28 protein-coding genes are annotated in these 23,682 nt (G+C 60.7%); 14 read left to right on the top strand and 14 right to left on the bottom strand.

Features of this window, described 5'->3' with window-relative positions:
- Positions 1-18 precede the first annotated feature (18 nt).
- Entirely contained in the window at positions 19-810 is a 792-nt protein-coding gene (locus CAF77_RS17365) for a YfaP family protein (RefSeq protein WP_085654918.1), read from the bottom strand.
- A 277-nt stretch (positions 811-1,087) separates the two neighbouring features.
- Here CAF77_RS17365 and CAF77_RS17360 point away from each other — a divergent pair, with 277 nt between their 5' ends.
- From CAF77_RS17360 to CAF77_RS17330, 7 genes are all read left to right on the top strand, one after another.
- Positions 1,088-2,221 (top strand): Fic family protein, encoded by a 1,134-nt coding sequence (locus tag CAF77_RS17360; RefSeq protein WP_085654916.1) that lies wholly within the window; start codon positions 1,088-1,090, stop codon positions 2,219-2,221.
- Positions 2,222-2,341: 120 nt separating this feature from the next.
- The gene (locus CAF77_RS17355; RefSeq protein ID WP_064382206.1) at positions 2,342-3,649 is read left to right on the top strand and encodes an AAA family ATPase; all 1,308 of its coding nucleotides are present in this window, start codon (positions 2,342-2,344) and stop codon (positions 3,647-3,649) included.
- Positions 3,642-4,232, top strand: coding sequence for a retron system putative HNH endonuclease (locus tag CAF77_RS17350; RefSeq protein WP_084777013.1), 591 nt, complete (start codon positions 3,642-3,644; stop codon positions 4,230-4,232). Before CAF77_RS17355 ends, CAF77_RS17350 begins: the two co-directional genes overlap by 8 nt.
- A 102-nt stretch (positions 4,233-4,334) precedes the next feature.
- A complete protein-coding gene (locus CAF77_RS17345; RefSeq protein WP_007894317.1) occupies positions 4,335-4,577 on the top strand; it encodes an exodeoxyribonuclease VII small subunit in 243 nt (80 codons plus the stop codon).
- Positions 4,574-5,461 (top strand): (2E,6E)-farnesyl diphosphate synthase, encoded by an 888-nt coding sequence (ispA, locus tag CAF77_RS17340; RefSeq protein ID WP_064382209.1) that lies wholly within the window; start codon positions 4,574-4,576, stop codon positions 5,459-5,461. The genes CAF77_RS17345 and ispA overlap by 4 nt, the downstream gene beginning before the upstream one ends.
- A gap of 91 nt (positions 5,462-5,552) precedes the next feature.
- The gene (gene dxs / locus CAF77_RS17335; RefSeq protein WP_064382210.1) at positions 5,553-7,451 is read left to right on the top strand and encodes a 1-deoxy-D-xylulose-5-phosphate synthase; all 1,899 of its coding nucleotides are present in this window, start codon (positions 5,553-5,555) and stop codon (positions 7,449-7,451) included.
- A 154-nt stretch (positions 7,452-7,605) separates the two neighbouring features.
- Entirely contained in the window at positions 7,606-9,489 is a 1,884-nt protein-coding gene (locus tag CAF77_RS17330; protein WP_064382211.1) for a TonB-dependent receptor domain-containing protein, read from the top strand.
- Here the strand turns inward: CAF77_RS17330 and CAF77_RS17325 are convergent.
- From CAF77_RS17325 to nrdR, 12 genes are all read right to left on the bottom strand, one after another.
- Positions 9,486-10,286 (bottom strand): cobalamin-binding protein, encoded by an 801-nt coding sequence (locus CAF77_RS17325; protein WP_064382212.1) that lies wholly within the window; start codon positions 10,284-10,286, stop codon positions 9,486-9,488. The genes CAF77_RS17330 and CAF77_RS17325 overlap by 4 nt on opposite strands.
- Entirely contained in the window at positions 10,286-10,705 is a 420-nt protein-coding gene (locus CAF77_RS17320) for a hypothetical protein (RefSeq protein WP_064382213.1), read from the bottom strand. The genes CAF77_RS17325 and CAF77_RS17320 overlap by 1 nt, the downstream gene beginning before the upstream one ends.
- Positions 10,702-11,319, bottom strand: coding sequence for a GTP cyclohydrolase II (gene ribA / locus CAF77_RS17315; RefSeq protein ID WP_007955551.1), 618 nt, complete (start codon positions 11,317-11,319; stop codon positions 10,702-10,704). The genes CAF77_RS17320 and ribA overlap by 4 nt, the downstream gene beginning before the upstream one ends.
- A 126-nt stretch (positions 11,320-11,445) precedes the next feature.
- The gene (locus tag CAF77_RS17310; protein ID WP_064382214.1) at positions 11,446-12,171 is read right to left on the bottom strand and encodes an ABC transporter substrate-binding protein; all 726 of its coding nucleotides are present in this window, start codon (positions 12,169-12,171) and stop codon (positions 11,446-11,448) included.
- 28 nt (positions 12,172-12,199) lie between these two features.
- Entirely contained in the window at positions 12,200-12,703 is a 504-nt protein-coding gene (locus tag CAF77_RS17305) for a phosphatidylglycerophosphatase A (RefSeq protein ID WP_011336134.1), read from the bottom strand.
- Entirely contained in the window at positions 12,700-13,665 is a 966-nt protein-coding gene (thiL, locus tag CAF77_RS17300) for a thiamine-phosphate kinase (RefSeq protein ID WP_064382215.1), read from the bottom strand. Before thiL ends, CAF77_RS17305 begins: the two co-directional genes overlap by 4 nt.
- 27 nt (positions 13,666-13,692) lie before the next feature.
- Complete coding sequence (gene nusB / locus CAF77_RS17295; protein WP_064382216.1) at positions 13,693-14,193, bottom strand: transcription antitermination factor NusB; 501 nt, start codon at positions 14,191-14,193, stop codon at positions 13,693-13,695.
- Entirely contained in the window at positions 14,190-14,666 is a 477-nt protein-coding gene (gene ribE, locus CAF77_RS17290; protein WP_085654914.1) for a 6,7-dimethyl-8-ribityllumazine synthase, read from the bottom strand. The genes nusB and ribE overlap by 4 nt, the downstream gene beginning before the upstream one ends.
- Before the next feature lie 91 nt (positions 14,667-14,757).
- Complete coding sequence (ribBA, locus tag CAF77_RS17285) at positions 14,758-15,849, bottom strand: bifunctional 3,4-dihydroxy-2-butanone-4-phosphate synthase/GTP cyclohydrolase II (RefSeq protein WP_039771922.1); 1,092 nt, start codon at positions 15,847-15,849, stop codon at positions 14,758-14,760.
- A 16-nt stretch (positions 15,850-15,865) separates the two neighbouring features.
- Positions 15,866-16,528 carry a riboflavin synthase gene (locus CAF77_RS17280; protein ID WP_011336137.1) on the bottom strand — a complete coding sequence of 221 codons (663 nt, stop codon included), beginning with the start codon at positions 16,526-16,528 and terminating at the stop codon, positions 15,866-15,868.
- 47 nt (positions 16,529-16,575) lie between these two features.
- Positions 16,576-17,709 carry a bifunctional diaminohydroxyphosphoribosylaminopyrimidine deaminase/5-amino-6-(5-phosphoribosylamino)uracil reductase RibD gene (ribD, locus tag CAF77_RS17275; RefSeq protein WP_064382217.1) on the bottom strand — a complete coding sequence of 378 codons (1,134 nt, stop codon included), beginning with the start codon at positions 17,707-17,709 and terminating at the stop codon, positions 16,576-16,578.
- Positions 17,706-18,170 carry a transcriptional regulator NrdR gene (gene nrdR / locus CAF77_RS17270; protein ID WP_003228656.1) on the bottom strand — a complete coding sequence of 155 codons (465 nt, stop codon included), beginning with the start codon at positions 18,168-18,170 and terminating at the stop codon, positions 17,706-17,708. Before nrdR ends, ribD begins: the two co-directional genes overlap by 4 nt.
- Positions 18,171-18,298: 128 nt before the next feature.
- Between nrdR and CAF77_RS17265 the strand changes: the two genes are divergently transcribed.
- From CAF77_RS17265 to trxA, 3 genes are read left to right on the top strand one after another with little or no spacing between them, the layout of a single operon-like run.
- A complete protein-coding gene (locus tag CAF77_RS17265; RefSeq protein WP_011336139.1) occupies positions 18,299-18,763 on the top strand; it encodes a YbaY family lipoprotein in 465 nt (154 codons plus the stop codon).
- The gene (locus tag CAF77_RS17260) at positions 18,760-19,416 is read left to right on the top strand and encodes a methyltransferase (protein ID WP_064382218.1); all 657 of its coding nucleotides are present in this window, start codon (positions 18,760-18,762) and stop codon (positions 19,414-19,416) included. The genes CAF77_RS17265 and CAF77_RS17260 overlap by 4 nt, the downstream gene beginning before the upstream one ends.
- A 39-nt stretch (positions 19,417-19,455) precedes the next feature.
- A complete protein-coding gene (trxA, locus tag CAF77_RS17255) occupies positions 19,456-20,328 on the top strand; it encodes a thioredoxin (protein WP_064382219.1) in 873 nt (290 codons plus the stop codon).
- Positions 20,329-20,332: 4 nt separating this feature from the next.
- On the opposite strand, the gene CAF77_RS17250 is transcribed toward trxA, so the two are convergent.
- Positions 20,333-20,692, bottom strand: a complete 360-nt coding sequence (locus CAF77_RS17250) for a hypothetical protein (protein WP_064382220.1) — start codon at positions 20,690-20,692, stop codon at positions 20,333-20,335.
- A 125-nt stretch (positions 20,693-20,817) separates the two neighbouring features.
- On the opposite strand from CAF77_RS17250, the gene CAF77_RS29535 reads away from it, so the two are divergent.
- From CAF77_RS29535 to CAF77_RS17225, 4 genes are all read left to right on the top strand, one after another.
- The gene (locus CAF77_RS29535) at positions 20,818-21,399 is read left to right on the top strand and encodes a PAAR domain-containing protein (RefSeq protein ID WP_223290664.1); all 582 of its coding nucleotides are present in this window, start codon (positions 20,818-20,820) and stop codon (positions 21,397-21,399) included.
- On the top strand, positions 21,396-22,355 hold the full coding sequence (locus tag CAF77_RS17235; RefSeq protein WP_064382221.1) for a hypothetical protein: 960 nt from the start codon (positions 21,396-21,398) through the stop codon (positions 22,353-22,355). The genes CAF77_RS29535 and CAF77_RS17235 overlap by 4 nt, the downstream gene beginning before the upstream one ends.
- Positions 22,352-22,918: a hypothetical protein gene (locus tag CAF77_RS17230; RefSeq protein ID WP_064382222.1), complete on the top strand. Its 567-nt coding sequence runs from the start codon at positions 22,352-22,354 to the stop codon at positions 22,916-22,918. Before CAF77_RS17235 ends, CAF77_RS17230 begins: the two co-directional genes overlap by 4 nt.
- Before the next feature lie 156 nt (positions 22,919-23,074).
- On the top strand, positions 23,075-23,668 hold the full coding sequence (locus CAF77_RS17225; RefSeq protein WP_064382223.1) for a DUF2796 domain-containing protein: 594 nt from the start codon (positions 23,075-23,077) through the stop codon (positions 23,666-23,668).
- Positions 23,669-23,682: the final 14 nt, after the last annotated feature.

The raw sequence follows: 23,682 nt of genomic DNA, 5'->3' as shown, positions 1-23,682 counted from the left end.
TCATCCGTGGCGGGATGCTTAATAGTTGAAAGTCTTGACCAGCAGCAGATCACCGATGGCCCGCAGGGGCACGATGAACGTTTCGCGTTTTTCGTCGACGGTGTTTTCGTTGAGCACCAGCGTGATCTGCGAGGTGATGACCTCGTTCTGGTTGCTGGTCTCCTCGAAGTTATAGCCGCCGTTACCGAAGTTGCCCCAATAGTTGACGTAAACCAGATAGGTGCCGTGCAGCGGCGCGGTCATGGTGAACATTTCCGGGCCGGGGCCGTCGACACCGTCCGGATCGAGGCCGCCGCCGTTGCTCATCGCCGGCCGCGCCCAGAAGGCGTGCTGGCCGTCAGGCGTAATGACGTGCAGGTCGAGTTCGGCTTTAGGGTCGTCCCAACCGAGCACCACGCGGATCCGCGCCGGCGTGCGCAGGTTGTTGGCTTCGTAGAATTGAACGCGCTTGAGCGACTGGCCATCGGCGCTGATCACTTCGACGCTGTTGGAGCCGGCACCGAACGCATACGGCCGGGCGAAACGGCCCTGGTCGTCGGTGTACAGATTGAGGGGATTGCCATTCACCGCCAGGCTGTGGGGCGGACGCAGATGCCCGATGGCCTTGAGCTGGCCTTCGATCATCGTGCGATTGCGCTGGATGCCGCGATCGATGGGCGGCGTGGGATAGGCGACTTGCGGGTTTTCCGTGCGATCGAGCAGCCCGTGATAGCGCCAGCCGCCCACCGGCTCCGACAGCTCCGCACTCGGCGCCGCCAGCAGCGCGGGCGCGCAGACCAACCCGATCAGCAGCAAAAGAAGTGAACGCATGTGATGCCTCCTGCCATGCCTGAACGAAACCTTGCACCCGATCCTCGGTACTTCACAGCGGTGAAAACTGCGTTTCGTCTGAAAGACCCGTGACTGTCGGGTCGTAGAAGGCGCGAAGGTTAGCGATTCGGCAGTTTTTTAACAATCGGATACATCTGGTTTTGCGGTGAGAATCACGGCAACCAGTGGACGATGAGCCGAATAGGCGTCATATTCGGCTCACGAAATGAGCCGAATAGCGTTTCCAATCGGCTCACGCACTCAGGATCAGCAATTAATGGCGACTCACTGGATCTGGCAGCAGCCTGATTGGCCCGACTTCAACTGGCAGGCGGAATGCCTGGCACCGTTGTTGCGCGAGTGTGTTCAGGCACAAGGTCAATTGATGGGCATGGCGGGATCGGTGAGCCATTCACTGAGCGCGCAGACAGAGCTGGACGCTTTGCTGCAAAACATCGTGACTTCCTCGGCCATCGAGGGTGAGCAGTTGAATGTCGGATCCGTGCGTTCTTCATTGGCACGACGTCTGGGGCTGGAATCACCGGATGGCGACAACGTCAGCAAGCGCAGCGAGGGGCTGGCGCAACTGATGCTCGATGCCACGCAACGTTTTGCCGAACCGCTGACGCTGGAACGATTGCTGGAATGGCATTCATGGCTGTTTCCAGAACAGGAGAGTGGTTTCCTTTCGCGAGCAATCAATGTAGGCGCATTACGCGGCGATGAGCCGATGCAGGTGGTTTCCGGGCGAATCGACCGCCCGACCGTGCACTTCGAGGCGCCACCGCGACAAGGGCTTGAGCGACAACTCGACTGTTTTCTCAAATGGTTCGACGCCAGTCAGCATCAGGCAGGCCTCGATCCTTTACTGCGAGCCGGTATCGCACACTTCTGGTTCGTCACCTTGCACCCATTCGACGACGGCAACGGGCGCCTGACTCGCACCCTTACCGACCTGGCACTGGCTCAGGGCGAAGCGCAGGCCATTCGTTTTTATGCGATGTCCGCCAGCATCCTCGATGATCGAGCGGGCTATTACCGGATTCTCGAATCCAGCCAGAAAGCCACGCTGGACATTACCGACTGGCTCGCATGGTTCCTGCAAACCCTGCTGCGCAGTCTGCAGCAGGCCATCGCGCGGATTGAAAGTGTGTTGGGAAAATCACGCTTCTGGCAGGCGCACCGGGAATCCGGACTGTCGGCGGAGCAGATCAAAGTGCTCAATCGTCTGCTCGACGGTGGTGAGCGCGGTTTCGAGCACGGTATCAGCGCAGCGCAGTATCAGTCGGAAACAAAACTGTCCAAGGCCACAGCAACCAGGCATTTGGCTGAATTGGTCAAGAAAAAATGTTTGAAACGGACAGCCGCAGGAGGGCGGAGCAGTCGCTACCAAATCAACTCTCCAGACTGAGTGCGCTGCCAAGCATTATCCAGTTTCAATTCAAGATTTCGACTGGAGCTCAATGTCATCTCATGGTCAACTACGGCCAGAAAATCCGTCGGCAAGGACGGGAAAAATAGAGGTACTCCTGTGAAGCTGCGCAAACTGAAACTAAAGGATTTCCGTCGATTTGAAGACATTGAAATCGACTTCCATCCTGAGCTGACGGTCATTGCCGCACGTAACGGGCAGGGTAAAACCACAATACTTGAAGCCATTGCCACCGCGCTGGGGCCATTTGTCGGCGCATTCGATATGGGCAAATCCAAGCACATTGAGCGAACCGATGCTCGTTACGTTCGTCTCGGCAACAGCTTCGAAAACGAACAGAGATTTCCAGTCATCATTGATGCTGTCCTCGATGATCCCGCCATCCAATGGCAACGAGCACTGCATGGCCCCAAAAGCCGTACGACTACAAAAGAAGCCACCTCACTGGCCAACTGGGGCAAAAACCTTCAAGAGTTAGCACGAACCAAGGCTGCAACTGCTTTGCCGCTAATCAGCTATTACCCAGCTGGACGCCTTTGGATCACACACAACAACAGCTCACGAAAAGCGGTGGTTAGTGCCAGTAGAACCATGGGGTATGAAGACTGCCTGTCTTCTGCATCAAATTTTGTGCAAATGCAGCAATGGATGCGGAAGGCGACAATGGCCTTGCTTCAACAACAAGAGTTGCCGGGTTACGAGCAATCGGATCTGAAGCCAAGAATCACCGGCATTCAAAATGCAGTAAATCTGGTTCTGGAGAATGAAGGCTGGAGTAACTTTCACTACAGCCTTGGCTATGAAGATCTCGCAATGTCTCATCCTGATCATGGGCTTCTGCCAATCAGCCTGCTGAGTGATGGCGTTCGAGCGATGATTTCATTGACTGCCGACATGGCATTTCGCTGCGCGCGCCTGAATGGTCAGTTTGAGGATCAAGCCCCATTGCTCACAGAAGGTATTGTTCTGATCGACGAGGTCGATTTGCATCTACATCCTGCCTGGCAACAACAGGTCCTGGCAGCACTTCGCAAAGCGTTCCCGAAAATTCAGTTCATCGTTAGCACACATAGTCCTCAGGTCTTGACGACGGCGAATCGTGAGCAGATCCGTGTCATTCACAAGGACGAGCAAGGCTGGGTTTCAGAACAACCGGCTATGAGTCCCTTGGCACAGGAATCCGGAGATGCGTTGGCGGGCGTCATGAATGTCAACACCCGCCCTCCGATGGCGATCGTTGAAACTGCCCACGCGTACGAACAATTGTTCCGGGATGGTGCCGGTAACAGCCCAAAAGCTACCCAGTTGAAACAGGAACTGGATAACGCTGGTTACGAAATCTCCGAGGCTGACATGACGCTCTGGACGTTCCTCGCGGCGCAGGTCAGGAAGACGCGTAATGATTGAGTTGACTCACAACCCCGCTCCCCCAAAAGCACTGCTGGATTTCAACGAAACTTATCCCGGCGCGGGACCAGATGATTTTGATGGAGAGGCTTTCCGCCCGGTGAAAAAAATCGTGAAGGCGAGCCTCCATAATGATCAAGGTGGACTTTGCGTTTACTGTGAAATGCCGCTGCAACCCGACACAGGTCAAATTGACCACATCAAGCCCAAGCGCGGTAGTGATGGCCACCCTCACTTGACCTTCTCTTACACCAACTATGCACACGGGTGTATCCGGTCAGACGGATGTGGCCAGCGAAAAGGAGATCGGCTTCTCCCGATTGAGCCTGCTCCCGGTTGCAATGAGCAGTTCTCTTTATCGTCAGATGGTTCACTGGAACCCATGCCCGATCTCAACAGGAGAAATAGGCATTTGGTTCGTCAAACGCGAGATATGCTTGGGCTCCATAGTGCAGCACTCATTCGAGAACGGGAAAAGTGGATAAAAGCGTTCGTCAGCTTGCTCAAAGAACACCCGCAATTGGCGAGAGACTTTCTGAAACAAGCCCCTTTCCGTCATATTTTGCTCAGGTTAATCAGCTAGCGCCTTCGCCATTTCAAGGCTTTGACCCGCCCCGCTCATTTGCCCATACCCCCCCTATCTGCTAGTGTCGCGCCGGTTTAACGTCAACCGGAATTAGCCGCCATGGCCCGCAAAAAAGCTGCACTGGATTTCGAACAGTCCCTCGCCGACCTGCAAACGCTGGTGGAGCGTCTGGAGAACGGTGAATTGTCGCTGGAAGACTCGTTGACCGCTTTTGAGCAGGGCATCGGCCTGACCCGTGACTGCCAGGCGGCGCTGGCCCAGGCCGAGCAGAAGGTCCAGGTGTTGCTGGAGCGCGATGGCGAACTCGCCGAGGAACCCTTCGACGCGGATCAGCCAGAATGATTGCAGCGTATTCGGCCACCAGCCAGGCCCGCGTCAATGCGGCACTGGAAACCCTGTTCAACGCCCCGCTGCCAGAACTGGCGCGCCTTTATGAAGCCATGCGCTACAGCGTGATGAACGGCGGCAAACGCGTGCGTCCGCTGCTGGCCTACGCCGCATGCGAAGCCCTTGGCGGCAAGGCCGAACAGGCCAACGGCGCGGCGTGTGCGGTTGAGCTGATCCACGCGTATTCGCTGGTGCACGACGATTTGCCGGCGATGGACGACGACGATCTGCGTCGCGGCCAGCCAACCACGCACAAGAAATTCGACGAAGCCTGCGCAATCCTCGCCGGTGACGGCTTGCAGAGTCTGGCGTTCAGCGCCCTGCTCGATCCGCGTCTGAGCGATCTGAGCGCGGACATCCGCCTGCAACAGGTCACGGCGCTGGCGCACGCGGCGGGCCCGGCGGGCATGGTCGGCGGTCAGGCCATCGACCTCGGTTCGGTCGGCCTCAAGCTCGACCAGAAAGCGCTGGAACAGATGCATCGGCACAAGACCGGCGCGCTGATCGAAGTCAGCGTCAAGATCGGCGCCTTGGCCAGCGGCCGTGCCGAGAAGGATGAACTCAAGTCCCTGCAGACTTATGCACAGGCCATCGGCCTGGCATTCCAGGTCCAGGACGACATTCTCGACGTCGAAAGCGATACCGAAACCCTCGGCAAACGCCAGGGCGCCGACATTGCCCGTGACAAGCCGACCTACCCGGCCCTGCTCGGCCTCGACGCCGCCAAGGCCTATGCGCTGGAACTGCGCGATCAGGCCCTGCATGCGCTGCGACCGTTTGACGCGGCTGCCGAGCCGTTGCGCGATCTGGCCCGGTATATCGTCGATCGGCGTAACTGACGGCTAATCAGCCAAAAAAGACCAACGCGTGGGCAGGGGGCGATGCATCAGGTAAACTGCCGCATCTTTTATACCTATAACGATTCGCCTGATGCCCACGACGTTTCATGAGATTCCCCGCAAGCGCCCGACCACGCCCCTGCTCGACCGCGCTAACACGCCGGACGGCCTGCGCCGGTTAGGCGAAGCCGAGCTGGAAACCCTGGCTGATGAGTTGCGCCTGGAATTGCTCTACACGGTCGGCCAGACCGGTGGGCACTTCGGTGCCGGCCTGGGCGTCATCGAGCTGACCATCGCGTTGCATTACGTCTTCGACACCCCGGACGACCGGTTGGTGTGGGACGTCGGTCATCAGGCCTATCCGCACAAGATCCTCACCGGTCGTCGCGAGCGCATGGAAACCCTGCGCCAGAAGGACGGCATCGCTGCCTTCCCGCGCCGCTCCGAGAGCGAGTACGACACCTTCGGCGTCGGCCACTCCAGCACCTCGATCAGTGCCGCGCTGGGCATGGCCATCGCCGCCCGCCTGCAGAACAGCGATCGCAAGGCGATTGCGGTGATCGGCGACGGCGCGCTGACCGCCGGCATGGCGTTCGAGGCGCTGAACCACGCGCCTGAAGTCGACGCCAACATGCTGGTGATCCTCAACGACAACGACATGTCGATCTCGCGCAATGTCGGCGGGCTGTCGAACTATCTGGCGAAGATCCTTTCCAGCCGCACCTACGCAAGCATGCGTGAAGGCAGCAAGAAAGTGCTATCGCGCCTGCCCGGCGCCTGGGAAATCGCCCGTCGTACCGAAGAATACGCCAAAGGCATGCTGGTCCCCGGCACCCTGTTCGAAGAACTGGGCTGGAACTACATCGGCCCGATCGATGGCCACGACCTGCCGACCCTGATCGCCACCCTGCGCAACATGCGCGATCTGAAAGGCCCGCAGTTCCTGCACATCGTCACCAAGAAAGGCAAAGGCTTCGCCCCGGCGGAAGTCGACCCGATCGGTTACCACGCCATTACCAAACTCGAACCGCTGGACGCCCCGGCCGCTGCGCCGAAAAAGGCCGGCGGGCCGAAGTATTCCGGCGTGTTCGGTGAGTGGCTGTGCGACATGGCCGCTGCCGACCCGCGCCTGGTGGGCATTACCCCGGCGATGAAGGAAGGCTCGGACCTGGTGGCGTTCAGCGAGCGTTTCCCGCTGCGCTACTTCGACGTGGCAATTGCCGAGCAACACGCCGTGACCCTCGCCGCCGGCATGGCCTGCGAAGGCGCGAAACCGGTGGTGGCGATCTACTCGACATTCCTGCAACGCGGTTACGACCAGTTGGTGCATGACGTCGCGGTGCAGAACCTCGACGTGCTGTTCGCCATCGACCGCGCCGGTCTGGTGGGCGAAGACGGCCCGACCCACGCCGGCAGCTTCGACCTGTCGTTCCTGCGCTGCATCCCGGGCATGGTCATCATGACCCCGAGCGATGAAAACGAACTGCGCAAGATGCTCACCACCGGCCACCTGTATAACGGCCCGGCGGCGGTGCGTTACCCGCGCGGTACCGGCCCGAACGCAACCATCGAGAAAGACCTCGAACCGATCGAGATCGGCAAGGGTGTGGTGCGTCGTCAGGGTAGCAAGGTCGCCCTGCTGGTGTTCGGCGTGCAAATGGCTGAAGCCCTGAAAGTCGCCGAAACGCTGGATGCGACCGTAGTCGACATGCGTTTCGTCAAGCCGATGGACGAAGCGCTGGTGCGCGAGATCGCCAACAGCCACGACCTGCTGGTGACCATCGAAGAGAACGCGATCATGGGCGGTGCCGGTGGCGCGGTCAGCGAGTTCCTCGCCCGCGAGAACATCCTCAAGTCGGTGCTGCATCTGGGCTTGCCGGACGTTTACGTCGAGCACGCCAAGCCGGCGCAAATGCTGGCCGAGTGCGGACTGGATGAAGTGGGGATCGAAGCGGCGGTGCGGGAGCGCCTGGAGCTGCTCAACAAGTAATCACCATCCCTGTGGGAGCGGGCTTGCCCGCGATGAGGTCGGCACAGTCAACATTGATGTTGGATGTACCGACGCCATCGCGGGCAAGCCCGCTCCCACAGTGTTTTGTGTCGCTGGAAATCTAGTGCACACCAGAAATACCAACGGAATACCGATGAACCTCTCGCGCCTCGCCCTGCCCTTCCTGCTGCTGCCAACCGCCAACGCCCTCGCTGACACCTTCGAACGCGATCAGGCCCTGAAGCTGCCGGACATGCTGATCAGCGCCAACCGCCAGGTCGAAGCGCGCAACGACAGCAGTGCCGCCAACACCGTGTTCACCCGCGAAGACATCGAACGCCTGCAACCGCGTAGCGTCACCGATCTGCTGCAACGGGTGCCGGGCGTGCAAGTGGCGCAAACCGGCGGACGCGGCAGCCTGCCGGGAATTTACATTCGCGGCACGCAATCGGCGCAAAGCCTGGTGCTGGTCGACGGCCAGCGCATCGGCAATTCCACCTCCGGCGACAGCAACTTGCAACACCTCAACATTGAACAGATCGAGCGCGTCGAAGTGCTGCGCGGTTCGCGTTCGGTGATTTATGGCAGCGATGCGATTGGCGGGGTGATCCAGATCTTCACCCGGCGCGGCGGCGAACAAGGCTTGCAGCCGCGTATGCATGTGGGTTTCGGCAGCAATCAGACTTGGGAACGCAGTGTCGGTCTGTCCGGAGGTGATGAGAAAACCCGTTTCAACCTCGGCGCCAGCCTTGATGAAACCGCCGGCCTCGACCGCACCCACGAGTCGTATCCCAGCGACGGCGATCACGACGCCTATCGCAATAAGTCCATCAGCCTGAGCCTCAGCCATGCGCTGACCGACGACATCGAAGTTGGCGCCAACCTGCTGGATAACCGTGGCAAAAGCGAGTTCGACAACCCGTTTGGCCGCTTTGACCCGATCACCTTCGATTCGGTCCAGCAACAGCCCTACAGCGATTTCACCGTCAGCAGTTTCAGCAGCTACATCGATGCGCGGATCAACGAGCGCTGGAAGTCGCGCCTGGAGCTTGGCCACAGCGAAAACCGCGAGAAGTCCTTCGACAAGCTCAGCGACGACCGCTCGGTGTTCAACACCTACCGCGACTCGGTGACCTGGCAGAACGATCTGACGCTGGATGCACGCAACAGCCTGATCCTTGGCGGCGACTGGTACGAAGACCGCATCAACAGCAGCACCGCATTTGATGAGGACAGCCGCTGGAACCGCGCAGCCTTCATCCAGCATCGCTTCCAGGCCGACAGCTTCTCCACCGAACTGGGCCTGCGTCGCGACGACAACCAGCAGTTCGGCGGCCAGAACAGCTGGAGCGGCACGCTGACGTTGCCGGTCAATCCGGACAACGATCTGCTGCTCAGCTACAGCGAAGGCTTCCGTGCGCCGACCTTCAACGATCTGTATTACCCGGACTTCAGCAACCCCGACCTGAAACCGGAAACCTCGAAAAGCTACGAGCTGCAATGGCGCAGCCAGTTGAGCGACAGCACTCGCCTCGAAGCCTCGCTGTACCGGACCAATCTGGAAGACGCGATCATCTTCGGCAGCAACTCACGCCCGGAAAACGTCGCTTCGGCACGGATCAACGGCTTCGAAGCGACCCTGAAACAGGAACTGCTGGGCTGGCAGAGCAACCTCGGCGTGGCGATCATCGATCCCCGCGACCGCGACACCGGCCACACATTGGCGCGGCGTGCACGGCGGACATTGAGCTGGGATCTGGATCGACAGTTCGATCGCCTTGGCCTCGGCGCCAGTTGGCAGGCCGTGAGCAGCAGCTATGACGACCTGAACAATCAGCAGCCGCTTGGCGGTTATGCACTGCTCGGACTGCGCAGCAGCTGGGCGCTGAACCGCGAGATCAAGCTGGATTTCAAGGTCGATAACCTGCTGGACAAGGGATACAACCGGGCGCTGTACAGCCATGACGGCAGTCAGTATGACTATCGCGAGGAAGGTCGGGCGTTCATGTTCGGGGTAACTTGGACGCCGCAGCTCTAACGATCTGGCGCGATCAGGTGGCAGAGTTTGGCGGTCGCCTCGATCATCTGCCCGCTCGGGCGCTCCAGACCTTTGTCGGTGACCAGCAGTAATTGCCGATGCTTCACCGCTGTGACCTGCGGCCAGGCGTTCCACGCATCGAGTTGCGGCTGATCGCCGGCCAGAATCACTTCGGGGTCACGCTGTAAAACCGCTTCGATGCTCACCTGCGGCGCTGGCAGGCTCAAATCGGCAAACACATTGCGCGCGCCGCACACTTCAAGCGCATCGCTGATGATCTGCCCGCCGCCGACGGTGTACAGCGGCGCGTCCCAGACCTGATAGAACACCCGCAGCGGCGCTTCCCGGCGGTAGCGTTGGCGCAGTTCATCAAGGTTGCGCCGCAGCGCCGCAGCCCATTCGACCCCACGCTCAGGACGACCGAGCTGTATCGCGATGGCTTCAATCTGCGCGGTCAGTTGTTCGAGACTGTGGGGCTCGGCAACGAAAGTCGGGATGTTCAAGCGCTTGAGCTGATCGCGCTGAGCCGGGCCGACACTGCCGGGCCATAGCAGCAACAAGTCAGGTTTGAGGCTGAGCAGCCGTTCCATGTCGAGCTGGCCGTAACGGCCCACCGAAGGCACATCCTTGATCGCGGATGGCCGCTCACCGCCATCCAGCACACCGACCAGCAGATCGGCCGAATCCAGTTCGACAACGATTTCAGACAGAGATGGCGCAAGGCTGACCACCCGTAGAGCGGCCAGCGTTTCACCGCTGACGGCCAGCAGCAGAACCGCCAGCCAGAGACGCCGCATCAGGCGAGTTGACGCGGGATACGGTAGAGGTAGAACAGCACCGCCGTGGACAGCGCCAGCAACATGAGCGGCACCGCTTCAAGACCGACGAACACTGCCAGCGCGCCAATCCATGCCGGCAGCGCCGCGACCACGAATGCACTGCGAAGGCAGGCCGCCAGGGCGATCCAGGCAGCGGGTTCTTCAGGGGTATCGAGGGCTTTTTGCGTGGCGATCAGCGCGTGCTTGTAGCGCCCGAAAAATTTCAGGCTGACAAACATCGAAGCCACGCCAGCGATAAAAAAGGGCATCGCCAAGACCGGCAGAATCGCCTCACCCTGGCCGAACACAGCGTTGATCACGAACAGCGGCACCAGCGCCAGCGCCAGGTATTTCCACCAGGCGATCGACAGACGGCGCCGCACTTGCCCGCGGGTCACGCCCGGTCTACCTCGCCCTGATGCTCGTTGCCCATCATGTGGTCGAGCTTGCTGGCCTTGGTCGCCAGATAGAGTTTGTTGTGCGGGTTGTGGCCGGTGTGCAGCGGCACGCGCTCGGCGACGACGATGCCCATGTCGGTCAAGGCTTTGACCTTGCGCGGGTTGTTGGTCATAAGACGCAGGGATTTGACGCCCAGATGCTCGAGCATCGGCAGGCACATGGCGTAGTCACGCTGGTCGGCGGCAAAGCCCAGACGCTCGTTGGCTTCAACGGTGTCGGCGCCGCCGTCCTGCAATTCGTAGGCACGGATCTTGTTCAAAAGACCGATGCCGCGCCCTTCCTGACGCAGGTACAGCAACACGCCACGGCCTTCACGAGCGATGGCCTTGAGGGCGCCTTCGAGTTGCGAACCGCAGTCGCAACGCTGGCTGAACAAGGCATCGCCGGTCAGGCATTCGGAGTGCAGACGGCCGAGTACCGGGGCACCGTCGGCAATCTCACCCAGGCTCAGCACAACGTGCTCGCGGCCGGTGGCTTCATCGAGAAAACCGTGCATGGTGAATTGCGCAAAAGGCGTTGGCAGCTTGGAAGCGGCGACAAAAACGACAGGCACCGGTGTGCTCCTGATCTGAAAAGTCCGAGATTCGCTGGGCGGCATTGTAACAGCAGGTACCCGCAGGCGCTTAGGCTGAATTATCGGGGATAACTATCAAAAAGTTTGATGACAGGCCCGTCGCCCCTACTCGAACGGATACGGCTGCTTCCAGCGCTCGAAGATCGGCTTCAACTCACCGCTCTTCACCAGTTGTTCCATGCGTTGGTCGTAGATAGACATCAGCGCCCGGCCTTGCGGGGTGTCGGCGAAGCCGAGGTACAGCGGCAATTCCGCCAGATGTGAATAACGGTACTGCGAAGGATCGGCGGCGTTTCGCAGCACCGCTTCGATTTCCGTCAGCGCATCGATGTAGTAATCCGCACGCCCCTGCTTGAGCATTGACAGGATCCCGGTGCGGCGTTCGATCTGGTTGAAGCGTTTGACGTTCGGCAGGTAGGTTTCGTAGCGATAGCCGCGCACCCAGGCCAATCGATACTTGCCCAGCGTCGCCTGGGTCGGCGATGGGTTGCTGGCAAGACCCAGCGCGTAGATGTGGTCGGAATCGAAATTCCATTTCGGATACAGCACCTGCTCGGCTTCACCGCGATAGGAGCCGACCAGTGCGTCAGCTTCCTTCAGTTGCACCAGACCCACCGAGCGGGTGTAGGGCACGGTGCGAATATCCAGGGTCACGCCGGCCGGTTCGAAGACTTTGCGCAACACGTCCCAGCCCAGGCCATGACCATCGGCGGCGGTGTAGTCTTCCCAATCTTCACTGGCCAGGTGAATGACCGACGGCGGTGCGTCCTGTGCCTGGGCCACGGCGCCAAGCAAGGTCAAAACCACTATCGCCAACCAGCGTCGAGTCATCCCTGCGCCCCTCATCCACGCCTGGAAATCAGGCGAAAACCCACACCAGTCCCTGCATCGCCAGCCACGCGAACACGCCGGCCAGCACGTCGTCGAGCATGATGCCGACGCCGCCGTGAACATGCCGGTCGATCCAGCGGATCGGCCACGGCTTGAGAATGTCGAAGAAGCGGAACACGAGGAACCCGGCCAGCAACCAGTACCAGCCTTCCGGCACCAGCCACAGGGTGATCCACATCCCGACCATTTCGTCCCAGACGATGCCTTCGTGGTCGTGCACCCGCAGATCGTCGGCCACTTTGCCGCACAGCCAGAAGCCGAACAGCATGGTGATCCCGAGCATCAGCCAGTACCCCCAGTCCGGCAGCATCTGCCACAACGGAATAAAGGGTAGTGCAACTAACGAGCCCCAAGTGCCCGGCGCCTTGGGCAAGGTGCCCGAACCGAAACCGAACGCCAGAAAATGCCAGGGGTTGCGCCAGACCGACGGCGGAACGAATTCGGCCGGAACCTGTTTCGGGTGATCTGTCACGGTGACTCCTGAAAATGTTGATAACCCCGGATTTGCGGGGTGATGTCGTGCCCGTCGCGATCCAGCAGCACTACGCCCTGCCCTTGCGTCACGCGGCCGATCACATGGATCGACCAGCCATCGGCGAGCAATGCCGGCAACTCGACGGACGACAAGGTGAAGGCCAGCACGTAATCATCGCCGCCGCTCAACGCCGCACGCTCGGCGCCGCGCTGGCCGAGAAACGCCACCAGCGCATCCGACAGTGGGACACGCTCACGCTCGATTTCAAGGCGAACCTTCGACGCCAGGGCGATGTGGCCACAGTCGGCGAGCAGGCCATCGGAGATGTCCAGCGCCGAAGTGGCCTTGCCACGCAGCGCCTGGCCGAGAGCGAGTTGCGGTTGCGGCGCCCAGTAATGATCGAGCAGCGGCCGGGCGATGTGTGGTTCGGCGTCTCGCTGCCCCAGCACCAGCGGCAAGGCCCCGGCGGCATTGCCCAGCTCACCGCCGACACACAGCAGATCGCCCGGCTGCGCGCCGCTGCGGGTCAACGCTTTATCGGCCGGGACGCGCCCGAACACGGTGACGGTCAGGCTCAACGGCCCGCGGGTCGTATCGCCGCCGACCAGTGCCACGCCGCAGCCCTGCGCCATGCGGTTCAAACCGCGGGCATAGGCTTGCAGCCAATCGGCAGTCACCGTCGGCAGAGTCAGGGCAAGGGTAAAGGCGACGGGCGTGGCACCCATGGCAGCGAGGTCGCTGACCGCCACGGCCAGCGAGCGCTGACCGAGCAGAAACGGATCGCAGGGATCGGCGAAATGTACGCCGGCCACCAGCGTATCGGTGGAAACCGCCAGCTGTTCCCCGGAAGGAACCGCCAGCAAGGCGCAGTCATCGCCGATCCCCAGTGCAACGCCTTCACCGCCCTGCGCACAAGGCGCGGCGGCGAAGAAATTGCGGATCAGCTCAAACTCGCCCATGGCCGAGAAAAAGTATTCAAGCGCGGATCAGCGCTTGAACGCCTTCACTTCAGCTTCACGCAGGCGCGGAGCCAGCTTGTCGAGCACGCCGTTGACGAACTTGTGGCCGTCGGTCGAACCGAACACCTTGGCCAGTTCGATACCTTCGTTGATCACAACGCGGTACGGCACGTCGACGCGCTTGAGCAGTTCCCAGGTGGACAGGCGCAGAACCGCCAGTTCAACCGGATCCAGCTCTTCGATCGCCAGATCCAGGCAAGGCGTGAGCGCGGTGTCGATTTCGGTCTTGAACTGCGGAACCCCGTGGAGGATTTCGCGGAAGTACGCGCCATCGACATCGGTGAAATCGTTATCGACCCGGAACTGCGCTTCGATCTCGTTCAGCGAAGCCTTGGCCATGTGCCATTGATACAGGGCCTGAGTCGCGAGCTGACGGGCTTCGCGGCGCTTGGCGCTTTTAGATGGCTTGCCGGCATCCGCAGGTTTCGGATCGCGCGGGTTGAAACGATCGCTTTCGTCGCTAATCACTTGGCCTCCAACTGCGCCAGCAGGCTGACCATTTCCAGAGCGGACAGGGCAGCTTCAGCACCTTTGTTGCCGGCCTTGGTGCCGGAACGTTCGATGGCTTGCTCGATGGAATCAACGGTCAGGACGCCGAAAGCGACCGGTACGCCGAACTCCATGGACACCTGGGCCAGGCCCTTGGTGCACTCGCCAGCCACGTATTCGAAGTGCGGAGTGCCGCCACGGATGACCGCGCCCAGGGCGATGATTGCTGCGAACTCGCCTTTCTGGGCGACTTTCTGCGCAACCAGCGGGATTTCGAAGGCGCCAGGTGCGCGGATGATGGTGATGTCGCTTTCGGTCACGCCGTGGCGAACCAGGGCATCAACTGCACCGCTGACCAGGCTTTCAACCACGAAGCTGTTGAAGCGGCCCACTACCAAAGCGTAGCGGCCTTTAGGGGCGATGAAGGTACCTTCGATGGTCTTCAGGGTCATTCGTCAGATCTCTTAAAGAGCCGGGACGCGTCTGTTTCGCGTCCCTCAGTGATTTATTTGCCGCGAATACAGGGCCGGAAACAACCGGTCATTATTCGGAGGGCACGTATTCTACAACTTCCAGATCGAAACCGGATATCGCATTGAACTTCATCGGCGCGCTCATCAAACGCATTTTGCGCACGCCGAGGTCACGCAGGATCTGCGAGCCGGCACCGACAATGCTGTAGGTGGTCGGCTTTTTCGGTGCGGCCTGATCACCGGTTTCGCGGATGTGCGCCAGCAACACGTCGCCATCGAGCGGGTGACCGAGCAACAGCACCACACCGCTGCCGGCCTCGGCAACCGCAGCCATGGCGGCGCGCAGGCTCCAGCGACCCGGTTGCTTGACCATCAGCAGGTCGCGCAGCGGGTCCATGTTGTGCACGCGAACCAGTGTCGGCTCTTCGGCGCAAACGGTGCCCAGGGTCAGTGCCATGTGCACGTCGCCTTCCACGGAATCACGATAGGTCACCAGGTTGAATTGGCCCAGTTCGCTGTCCAGCGGCTGCTCGGCAATCCGCTGAACGGTACGTTCGTGGATCATCCGGTAGTGAATCAGGTCGGCGATGGTGCCGATCTTGATGTTGTGTTCGGCGGCGAACGCTTCCAGTTCGGCGCGACGGGACATGGTGCCGTCGTCGTTCATCACTTCGCAGATCACGCCGCTTGGCTCGAAACCGGCCATGCGCGCCAGGTCGCAGGCGGCTTCGGTGTGACCGGCGCGGGCCAGGGTGCCACCAGCCTGGGCCATCAGCGGGAAAATGTGGCCCGGGCTGACGATGTCTTCGGCTTTCGCGTCTTTTGCAGCAGCCGCTTGCACGGTACGTGCGCGGTCAGCGGCGGAGATGCCGGTGGTCACGCCTTCGGCGGCTTCGATCGAGACGGTGAACTTGGTGCCGAAACCGGAACCGTTGCGTGGCGCCATCAGCGGCAGCTTCAGGGTTTCGCAACGCTCGCGGCTCATCGGCATGCAGATCAGGCCACGGGCGTACTTGGCCATGAAGTTGATGTGCTCGGCCTTGCAGCATTCGGCGGCCATGATCAGGTCGCCTTCGTTCTCGCGGTCTTCGTCATCCATAAGGATGACCATCTTGCCTTGGCGGATGTCTTCAACCAGTTCTTCGATGCTATTGAGCGCCACAAGGCACCCCCTTCAGTCAGGATTTGAGGTAGCCGTTGGCGGCCAGAAAGCTTTCAGTGATGCCACCGGACGATGGCTCGGCAGCCTTGTCGCCCAAAAGCAGACGCTCCAGATAACGCGCCAGCAGGTCGACTTCCAGGTTCACCCGGCGACCTGGCTTGTAGGACGCCATGATGGTTTCGCTCAAGGTGTGCGGGATGATCGTCAGCAGGAATTCGGCGCCATCGACCGCGTTCACGGTCAGGCTGGTGCCGTCAACGGTGATCGAGCCCTTGTGGGCGATGTACTTGGCCAGCTCTTTCGGTGCGCGGATGCGAAATTCCACGGCGCGGGCATTGTCGCTGCGCGAAACCACTTCGCCGACACCGTCGACGTGACCGCTGACCAGATGCCCGCCGAGACGGGTGGTCGGGGTCAGGGCTTTTTCCAGGTTGACCGGGCTGCCGCTTTTCAGGTCATTCATGGCGGTGCAGTCGAGGGTTTCGCGACTGACGTCGGCGGCGAAGCCGTTGCCCGGCAGTTCAACCGCAGTCAGGCACACGCCGTTGACCGCGATGCTGTCGCCGAGTTTGACGTCGCTCAGGTCGAGCTTGCCGGTTTCGACATGCACCCGCACATCACCGCCCTTTGGGGTCAGTGCGCGGATACTGCCGATGGATTCGATGATGCCGGTAAACATGGGGTTCTCCTTGAGAACGAAGCCAGCGCTAACGCGATGGCCGGGAATTATACGCTCGCCGACGGGACAGGGATGGCAGTGACTCGCCAGTCATCGCCAACCGCGCGAATTTCAGTGATTTTCAGCTCGGGCGCATCCTTCATACAGGCCAGCGGCCAGTCCAGAAGCGGACGCGCCGTGGAGCCGAGGAACTTGCCGGCAATGAAGATCACGAACTCGTCGACCAGACCGAGTTGGGCAAATGCGCCGGCCAGTCGCGGACCGGCCTCGACCAGCACTTCGTTGACGCCACGGTTGGCCAGTTCGATCAACAATTGATGCAGATCGACCTGACCGTCATCGCCCGGCACGATCAGGCATTCCGGGCCATGGGCGTACTGTTCTTCGATGGCCACGCAAGTGGCGACCAGCGCCGGGCCGGCCTTGAAGAACGGCGCATCGAGCGGCACCCGCAGACGGCCGTCGATCAGCACCCGCAGCGGCGGACGGCTCAGGGCCAGCGCGGTTTGTTCGGCATCCAGTCCCAGCTCTTCGGCGCGAACGGTCAGGCGTGCGCCATCGGCCAGCACCGTGTCGGCGCCGGTCAGCACCACGCTGGCCTGGGCGCGCAACCGCTGCACCGCCGAACGCGCGGCAGGGCCGGTGATCCATTGGCTCTCGCCGCTTTCCATCGCCGTGCGGCCGTCGAGGCTCATGGCCAACTTGACCCGCACGAACGGCAAGCCGTGTTCCATGCGCTTCAGAAAACCTTGATTGAGCTTGCGCGCCTCAGTTTCCAGCACGCCGCTTTCGCTGGCGATGCCGGCATCGGCCAGGCGTTGCAGACCGCGTCCGGCGACTTGTGGATTGGGATCACGCATCGCCGCGACCACCCGGCCGACACCGGCATTCACCAGCGCATCGGCGCACGGCGGTGTGCGGCCGTGGTGGCTGCAAGGTTCGAGGGTCACGTAAGCCGTGGCGCCTCGGGCCCGTTCACCGGCGGCGCGCAGGGCGTGGACTTCGGCGTGGGATTCGCCGGCGCGTTCATGCCAGCCTTCGCCGACAATCTGCCCGTCGCGCACGATCACGCAGCCGACCCGGGGATTGGGATGAGTCGTGTAGTGCCCCTTGCGCGCCAGCTCCAGGGCCCGGGCCATGAAGTGGGCGTCGAGAATGGCCTGATCGGCGGCGGTGGTCATTCTTTCACCGGTTCACGGGCGAGGCGGTCGATCTCTTCGCGGAACTCGTTGAGGTCCTGAAAGCGGCGGTACACGGAAGCGAAACGGATGTAGGCGACTTCATCGAGCTTTTGCAGCTCGGCCATCACCAGTTCGCCGACCACGAGGGACTTGACCTCACGCTCGCCAGTGGCGCGCAGCTTGTGCTTGATATGGACCAGCGAGGATTCGAGGCGCTCGACGCTCACCGGACGTTTCTCCAGGGCGCGTTGCATGCCGGCGCGGAGTTTTTCTTCGTCGAACGGTTGGCGGCTGCCGTCGGTTTTGATCAGGCGCGGCAACACCAGTTCGGCCGTCTCGAACGTCGTGAAACGTTCGCCGCAGGCCAGGCATTCACGCCGGCGGCGCACCTGTTCGCCCTCGGCGACCAGACGCGAGTCGATGACCTTGGTGTCGTTGGCACCGCAGAAGGGACAGTGCATGGTGGCTGGCAACAAAAAAAGGGAGGGCCATGGTAGCGCATCCCGGTGGCAAGACAAGCCATAGGCTTTGCGGTATACAGACTGCCATGATCGATTGATCCATGGATTTCATTTTGCTGGAGCCGCCAATGTCCCTACGACCGCTCGTTTTGCTCAGTGTTTTCAGCCTGCTGGTAGCCTGTGGTAGCGATGCGCCCAAGCCTCAGCCGCCCACGCCGGGCCCGGCGCCGCAACAGGCGCAGAAAAAAGCCCGGGAAGCCGCCGACCTCGGCCCGCTGCCGGCGTATCAGCGCGAACTGAGCGGCACCCTGCAAGGCGTGCCGGCCGGTGCCGAAGTCGAGCTGGCGCTGCTGGTGATCGATGAGAAGGATCGCCCGCAGCAATTGCTCGCCAGTTCCAGCCTGATCGGCAACAACCAGATTCTGCCGTTTCACCTGCGCTTCAACCCCGAATCCTTCCCGGTTGGCGCGCGGGTTGAATTGCGCGGCCGCGCCAGCCAGTCCGGCCAGTTGATCCTGCACCTGCCGTCGCAGACCATCACTCAGCCGACCACCCAGGCGCTGGGCCAGCTGCAATTTGTCAAAGCCCCATGAATGCACCGTCAGACCTGCAACAGTCGCTGGGCGAGTTGCTCGGCGACGCGCGACTGAAAGCCTGCACATTGCCGGACACCGATTTGCAGCTGTGGCTGATCGATGGCGACAACATGGCCCGCGAATTCAGCCAGGAAGAAACCCAACGCATCCTGCATGAACCGCCGTACTGGAGTTTCTGCTGGGCCAGCGGTCTGGCGGTGGCGCGCTATCTGGCGGAGTTTCCCGAGTGGGTCCGGGGCAAACGGGTGCTGGATTTCGGCGCCGGTTCCGGGATCGCCGGCATCGCGGCGGTGAAGGCTGGCGCGCTGGAAGTGGTGGCCTGCGACCTTGACCCGCTGGCGATTGCCGCCTGTCGGGCGAATGCCGAACTCAATGATGTGCAAATGAGCTATTCCACGGACTTCTTCGCCGAGGCCGATCGCTTCGATCTGATCCTGGTGGCCGACGTTCTCTACGACCGGGAAAACCTGCCGCTGCTCGACGCCTTCCTGAGCCGTGGCCGCGAGGCGCTGGTGGCGGATTCGCGGGTCCGGGATTTCCGTCATCCGCTGTACCGGCGCATCGAAATGCTCGAGGCCATGACCCTGCCGGATCTGGCCGAGCCCGAAGAGTTTCGCCATGTCAGCCTCTACCATGCGGCCCGCGCCTGACCGTATAGTTGCCCCATTCACGCTTTTACGAGATACCCCATGAGTCAGCAAACGCCGTACATCTTCGACGCCACGACGGCCGACTTCGACCAGTCGGTGATCGAGGCTTCCTTTCAAAAACCGGTGCTAGTGGATTTCTGGGCCGAATGGTGTGCGCCGTGCAAGGCGCTGATGCCGATGCTGCAAGGCATCGCCGAAAGCTATCAGGGCGAGTTGCTGCTGGCCAAGGTCAATTGCGATATCGAGCAGGACATCGTCGCCCGCTTCGGCATCCGTAGCCTGCCGACCGTGGTGCTGTTCAAGGACGGTCAACCGGTGGACGGCTTTGCCGGTGCGCAACCGGAATCCGCCGTGCGCGCCCTGCTCGAACCGCATGTGCAGATGCCGGCGCCGTCGGCTGCCGATCCGTTCGAACAGGCTCAGGCACTGTTCGACGAGGGCCGCTACGCCGACGCGGAAGCGACATTGGTCACGCTGCTGGGCGAAGACAATACCAACGCCAAGGCGTTGATTCTCTACGCTCGCTGCCTGACCGAACGCGGTGAGCTGGGCGAAGCGCAAACCGTGCTCGACGCGGTCAAGAGCGACGAACACAAAGCCGCGCTGGCTGGTGCCAAGGCGCAGATCAAGTTCCTCGGCCTGGCCCGTGACCTGCCGGACGCCGCCGACTTGAAAAGCCGTCTGGCGCAAAACCCGCAGGACGACGAAGCGGTGTATCAACTGGCGATCCAGCAACTGGCCCGTCAGCAATACGAAGCGGCGCTGGACGCACTGCTCAAGCTGTTCATCCGCAACCGCAGCTACAACGAAGGTCTGCCGCACAAGACCTTGCTGCAAGTGTTCGAACTGCTGGGGAACGATCACCCGCTGGTGACCGCTTACCGGCGCAAGGTGTTTGCCGCGCTGTACTAAGCGCTTACTCGATCCAGCTGTAGAGCGGCGTATCCCCGCCGCTCGCCACCTTCACATCGGATGAATGGCGCAGGCGAACCAGCAATCGCTTGCCCGCCGCCGCGCTGCCGGTCAGTCCTTCGAGCTGATCCAGCAGATCCGGCCCGCTGAGCTGCCCGGCCTTGCGCAGCAAATCCCTGGCGACCTGCCACAACGCGTCATCCTGATTCACCGGTTTCGCCACAGGCGCCGTTGCTGCAGTCTGCGGCTGGGCGGCTTGCACCTGCACGCCAAACTGCGAACCGAGCCGCGCCCAGTCGCTTTCATCCAGTTCCAGGGTCAAATCCACCGGCAACTCGCCGACGGTTCCGCGTATCCGCAACATAAGCTTTTCTCCCGCACATTTCTGACCTGCATGCTCCCATGGGACTTGTGTAACGCCAAGTGTCAGGAGCTGGCGACGTTTACCTTATCGGCTACATTTCTTCTTTTTTCATGGGAAGGAACCCCATGTCTTCAGGAAGAAAACTGGCGTCGAAGGGAGGCCCTACCTCTACAGGTGGTGTGATTCTCGAAGGAAACGAAAACCTGCGTATAGAAGGCGAAATCATCGCCTCGATCGGACAACTTGCCAGTTGCCCTGCGTGCAGTGCTGGCCAGGGAGCGATCGTCGCCGTTGGCGAAAGAACGCTGATCCTGCCTGCCGGCCCGGCTGCACTGGAGGGTGACTACGTCGCCTGCGGCTGCCCGCCCATGGCCAACAAACTGCTCACCCAGCAACACAGCGGTTTCGCCGGCATAGGCCGCCCGGCCCCCATCGATATGGGCCCACCCGTTGCCGCCCTGGCTTCGCATCGTTATCTGCAAGTCATCATCGAACGCCTGGACGACACCCGGAAACCGGGACTTGCCTACAAACTCAAGGACAAGAAAAAGGCGGCCATTCTGCAGGACAGTACCTGCACTGCCACAGGTGAAGGTTGCGAACACCAGGTCGAGAACCCTGAGGACTACGACACTCTCCTGATTGGTGAAGATGCCGAATGGACGTTCTATTCCTATGAAGAACCGTTGAAACAGGACGCGTCATGAAATCGAAAATCAAACTTGCCTTCAAGGATTTTCTGATGCAGCCCCCCAAGGGCGTGCAGTTTCAATTGCTGATCAACGAACAACTCGTTGATGGCAATATCGTCCAGAGAAAAGACACACCAACTACCTACACTCTTTTATCGGATAAAGGACAAACAACCGTCATCCGCGATGAAGAAAAAAAGGTATCGACGATAAAGAGCCGCGATAGCTATGAGATCACGTTGCAGATCATCGGAGGCAGCGGAGTAACGAAAGCGATTCACAAGGCCACTCTGAATCAGGGCAAGTTGCTGACCATCGTGGCCGTTTCACCTTGGGTGAAGGTGCCTTTGTCAAACAGCGGAGCCGTCACCGGTGATACGTTTTACGAAGTGGAATACGGGGTGAAGCGTCAGAACAAGACCAATACGGTGAGGGTTTTCATTCAGGATCTGCCGCGAAAAATCTTGCTGGAGGCACTTTCTCACCGAAACTCCACAGCATGGGCAGGCAACACAAGCAAAAAATCCTTGCCTCATAGAACCGCCGATGAATCAAGCAAGAGCGTGGAATTCCCCGCCAATACCAACAAATGCAACTTGTTCGTTTATGACGTGCTGACAGCTGTCGGAATCAACGTAGCGCTGATCGAACACGGCAAGTCGAAGTACATTTGGGGGTACTCAAAAGTCAGTCCGCCACTTGCCGGAGAGTGGGCCGACGAGAATCGATTACTTAAAAGCTGGAGCGTGCAACGCTCCGCGCTGCCCGGTGACATAGGTGCGTATGCTGTCAACTATTCGGACGCCAGCGGCCATGTCGGCTTCGTGCTTGCCCAAGGTGTCTGCATATCCGCCAGCTGGGAAAAAATCGAGGTCAACGATGTCGGCTTCCGACGGGCGTCCGGCAACGCCATTGATAGCGATCATGACTTCACCATTTTTCGACGATACAAATACAGCACACCACAATGAAACGACTGCTCTGGATACTCCTCGCCATTCCACTCCTGCTGATCATGGCGTGGCGACTTTGGTCGCCCGCCGACCTGTCGATCTGTACCACCGGCACATCCACAGCCGGACCACTGACAGCGTTCATACGGGACTACTTCGAGCGCAATGATCGTGTCGACTGGCGCGAACTGGATGATCGATTCGATGTGCTATCGACACCTGAAGGACAGAAAATCGCCAGCCAACCCCAAGCACATGTCTGTGAAGCGTTACAGCTTCTGCAAAGCCCCGCGTTCAGTCAGAGTGAAAAAATCTTCACCACAGCATTGATGTTCCAGTTGCCGATCAAACAGTACATGGGATTCATGGACAACGGCCATCTGCTCTATACCCAAGGCAGGATTGATCGCGACGTAATGATCCTGATTCTTCAACCCCGCGGCACAGCTATCAACTACTGGTGGCTGCCGGCATGGCGTGAACGCTTCCACCGTGATGCGCCGAAGTTGCTGGACACCGGATTGATCACTCAAGTGTTGTCGGGGCGTTATTGGTTCGACTATCCCGGTAGCGGATTCTGAAGCACGTCACCTCTCGCTGATCTACGCACCGTCCGGACCGAGTTCCGGGCGGTGCGCAGCCATACCTTGCGCAAAGCGTGTCAGGCGGGCAAACTCTGCGCACTTTCGTTATAAGATTACATAACAAACTCTTCACTTTACTTCCCGGAGACCGCTATGCGTCGTCTGCTCCTCGCTTTGCCGTTTGCCCTGTTGCCGCTGGCCATCGCCCATGCGGCCGATGAGCATGATCACGACCATGAGCACGGCAGCCTCGGTGCTCACGAACATGGCGTCGGTCGCCTGAACGCCGCGCTGGACGGCCAGACCCTGGAGCTGGAACTGGAAAGCCCGGCGATGAACCTCGTGGGTTTCGAACACGTCGCCACCAGTGATGCCGACAAGGCCAAGGTCGCAGCCGCCCGCGCGCAACTGGAAAAACCGCAGGCGTTGTTCAGTCTGCCGGCCGCCGCCGGTTGCAAAGTCACCAGCCAGGAACTGGAAAGCCCGCTGTTCGGCGACAAGCCGGATGCCGACGACCACGACGAAGAAGAAGCCGGCAAGGATGGTCATGAGCATCATCACGACCACAGCGAAATCCACGCCCACTACCAGTTCAGCTGCGCGGCGCCGGGTGCGTTGAAAACCCTGGATCTGGCGAACCTGTTCACTACCTTCCCGGCCACCCAGAAAATTCAGGTGCAACTGATCGGCCCGAGCGGCCAGCAAGGCACGGAAGTGACGGCCAAGGCCGCCGCCCTGAAGTTCTGACACGAAACGGCGCC

The sequence above is a fragment of the Pseudomonas sp. R15(2017) genome (genome assembly GCF_002112685.1).
Classification (GTDB): Bacteria; Pseudomonadota; Gammaproteobacteria; order Pseudomonadales; family Pseudomonadaceae; genus Aquipseudomonas; species Aquipseudomonas glycinae.
The sequence above is the reverse complement of the archived record's forward strand: the minus strand, read 5'-3'. Positions and strand labels throughout refer to the sequence as shown.

Coding starts and splice junctions, on each gene's coding strand:
- CAF77_RS17365 (WP_085654918.1), bottom strand. CDS start 810: ATGCGTTCACTTCTTTTGCTGCTGATCGGGTTGGTCTGCGCGCCCGCG.
- CAF77_RS17360 (WP_085654916.1), top strand. CDS start 1,088: ATGGCGACTCACTGGATCTGGCAGCAGCCTGATTGGCCCGACTTCAAC.
- CAF77_RS17350 (WP_084777013.1), top strand. CDS start 3,642: ATGATTGAGTTGACTCACAACCCCGCTCCCCCAAAAGCACTGCTGGAT.
- CAF77_RS17345 (WP_007894317.1), top strand. CDS start 4,335: ATGGCCCGCAAAAAAGCTGCACTGGATTTCGAACAGTCCCTCGCCGAC.
- ispA (WP_064382209.1), top strand. CDS start 4,574: ATGATTGCAGCGTATTCGGCCACCAGCCAGGCCCGCGTCAATGCGGCA.
- dxs (WP_064382210.1), top strand. CDS start 5,553: ATGCCCACGACGTTTCATGAGATTCCCCGCAAGCGCCCGACCACGCCC.
- CAF77_RS17330 (WP_064382211.1), top strand. CDS start 7,606: ATGAACCTCTCGCGCCTCGCCCTGCCCTTCCTGCTGCTGCCAACCGCC.
- CAF77_RS17325 (WP_064382212.1), bottom strand. CDS start 10,286: ATGCGGCGTCTCTGGCTGGCGGTTCTGCTGCTGGCCGTCAGCGGTGAA.
- CAF77_RS17310 (WP_064382214.1), bottom strand. CDS start 12,171: ATGACTCGACGCTGGTTGGCGATAGTGGTTTTGACCTTGCTTGGCGCC.
- thiL (WP_064382215.1), bottom strand. CDS start 13,665: ATGGGCGAGTTTGAGCTGATCCGCAATTTCTTCGCCGCCGCGCCTTGT.
- ribE (WP_085654914.1), bottom strand. CDS start 14,666: ATGACCCTGAAGACCATCGAAGGTACCTTCATCGCCCCTAAAGGCCGC.
- CAF77_RS17280 (WP_011336137.1), bottom strand. CDS start 16,528: ATGTTTACCGGCATCATCGAATCCATCGGCAGTATCCGCGCACTGACC.
- ribD (WP_064382217.1), bottom strand. CDS start 17,709: ATGACCACCGCCGCCGATCAGGCCATTCTCGACGCCCACTTCATGGCC.
- nrdR (WP_003228656.1), bottom strand. CDS start 18,170: ATGCACTGTCCCTTCTGCGGTGCCAACGACACCAAGGTCATCGACTCG.
- CAF77_RS17265 (WP_011336139.1), top strand. CDS start 18,299: ATGTCCCTACGACCGCTCGTTTTGCTCAGTGTTTTCAGCCTGCTGGTA.
- CAF77_RS17260 (WP_064382218.1), top strand. CDS start 18,760: ATGAATGCACCGTCAGACCTGCAACAGTCGCTGGGCGAGTTGCTCGGC.
- trxA (WP_064382219.1), top strand. CDS start 19,456: ATGAGTCAGCAAACGCCGTACATCTTCGACGCCACGACGGCCGACTTC.
- CAF77_RS17250 (WP_064382220.1), bottom strand. CDS start 20,692: ATGTTGCGGATACGCGGAACCGTCGGCGAGTTGCCGGTGGATTTGACC.
- CAF77_RS29535 (WP_223290664.1), top strand. CDS start 20,818: ATGTCTTCAGGAAGAAAACTGGCGTCGAAGGGAGGCCCTACCTCTACA.
- CAF77_RS17235 (WP_064382221.1), top strand. CDS start 21,396: ATGAAATCGAAAATCAAACTTGCCTTCAAGGATTTTCTGATGCAGCCC.
- CAF77_RS17230 (WP_064382222.1), top strand. CDS start 22,352: ATGAAACGACTGCTCTGGATACTCCTCGCCATTCCACTCCTGCTGATC.
- CAF77_RS17225 (WP_064382223.1), top strand. CDS start 23,075: ATGCGTCGTCTGCTCCTCGCTTTGCCGTTTGCCCTGTTGCCGCTGGCC.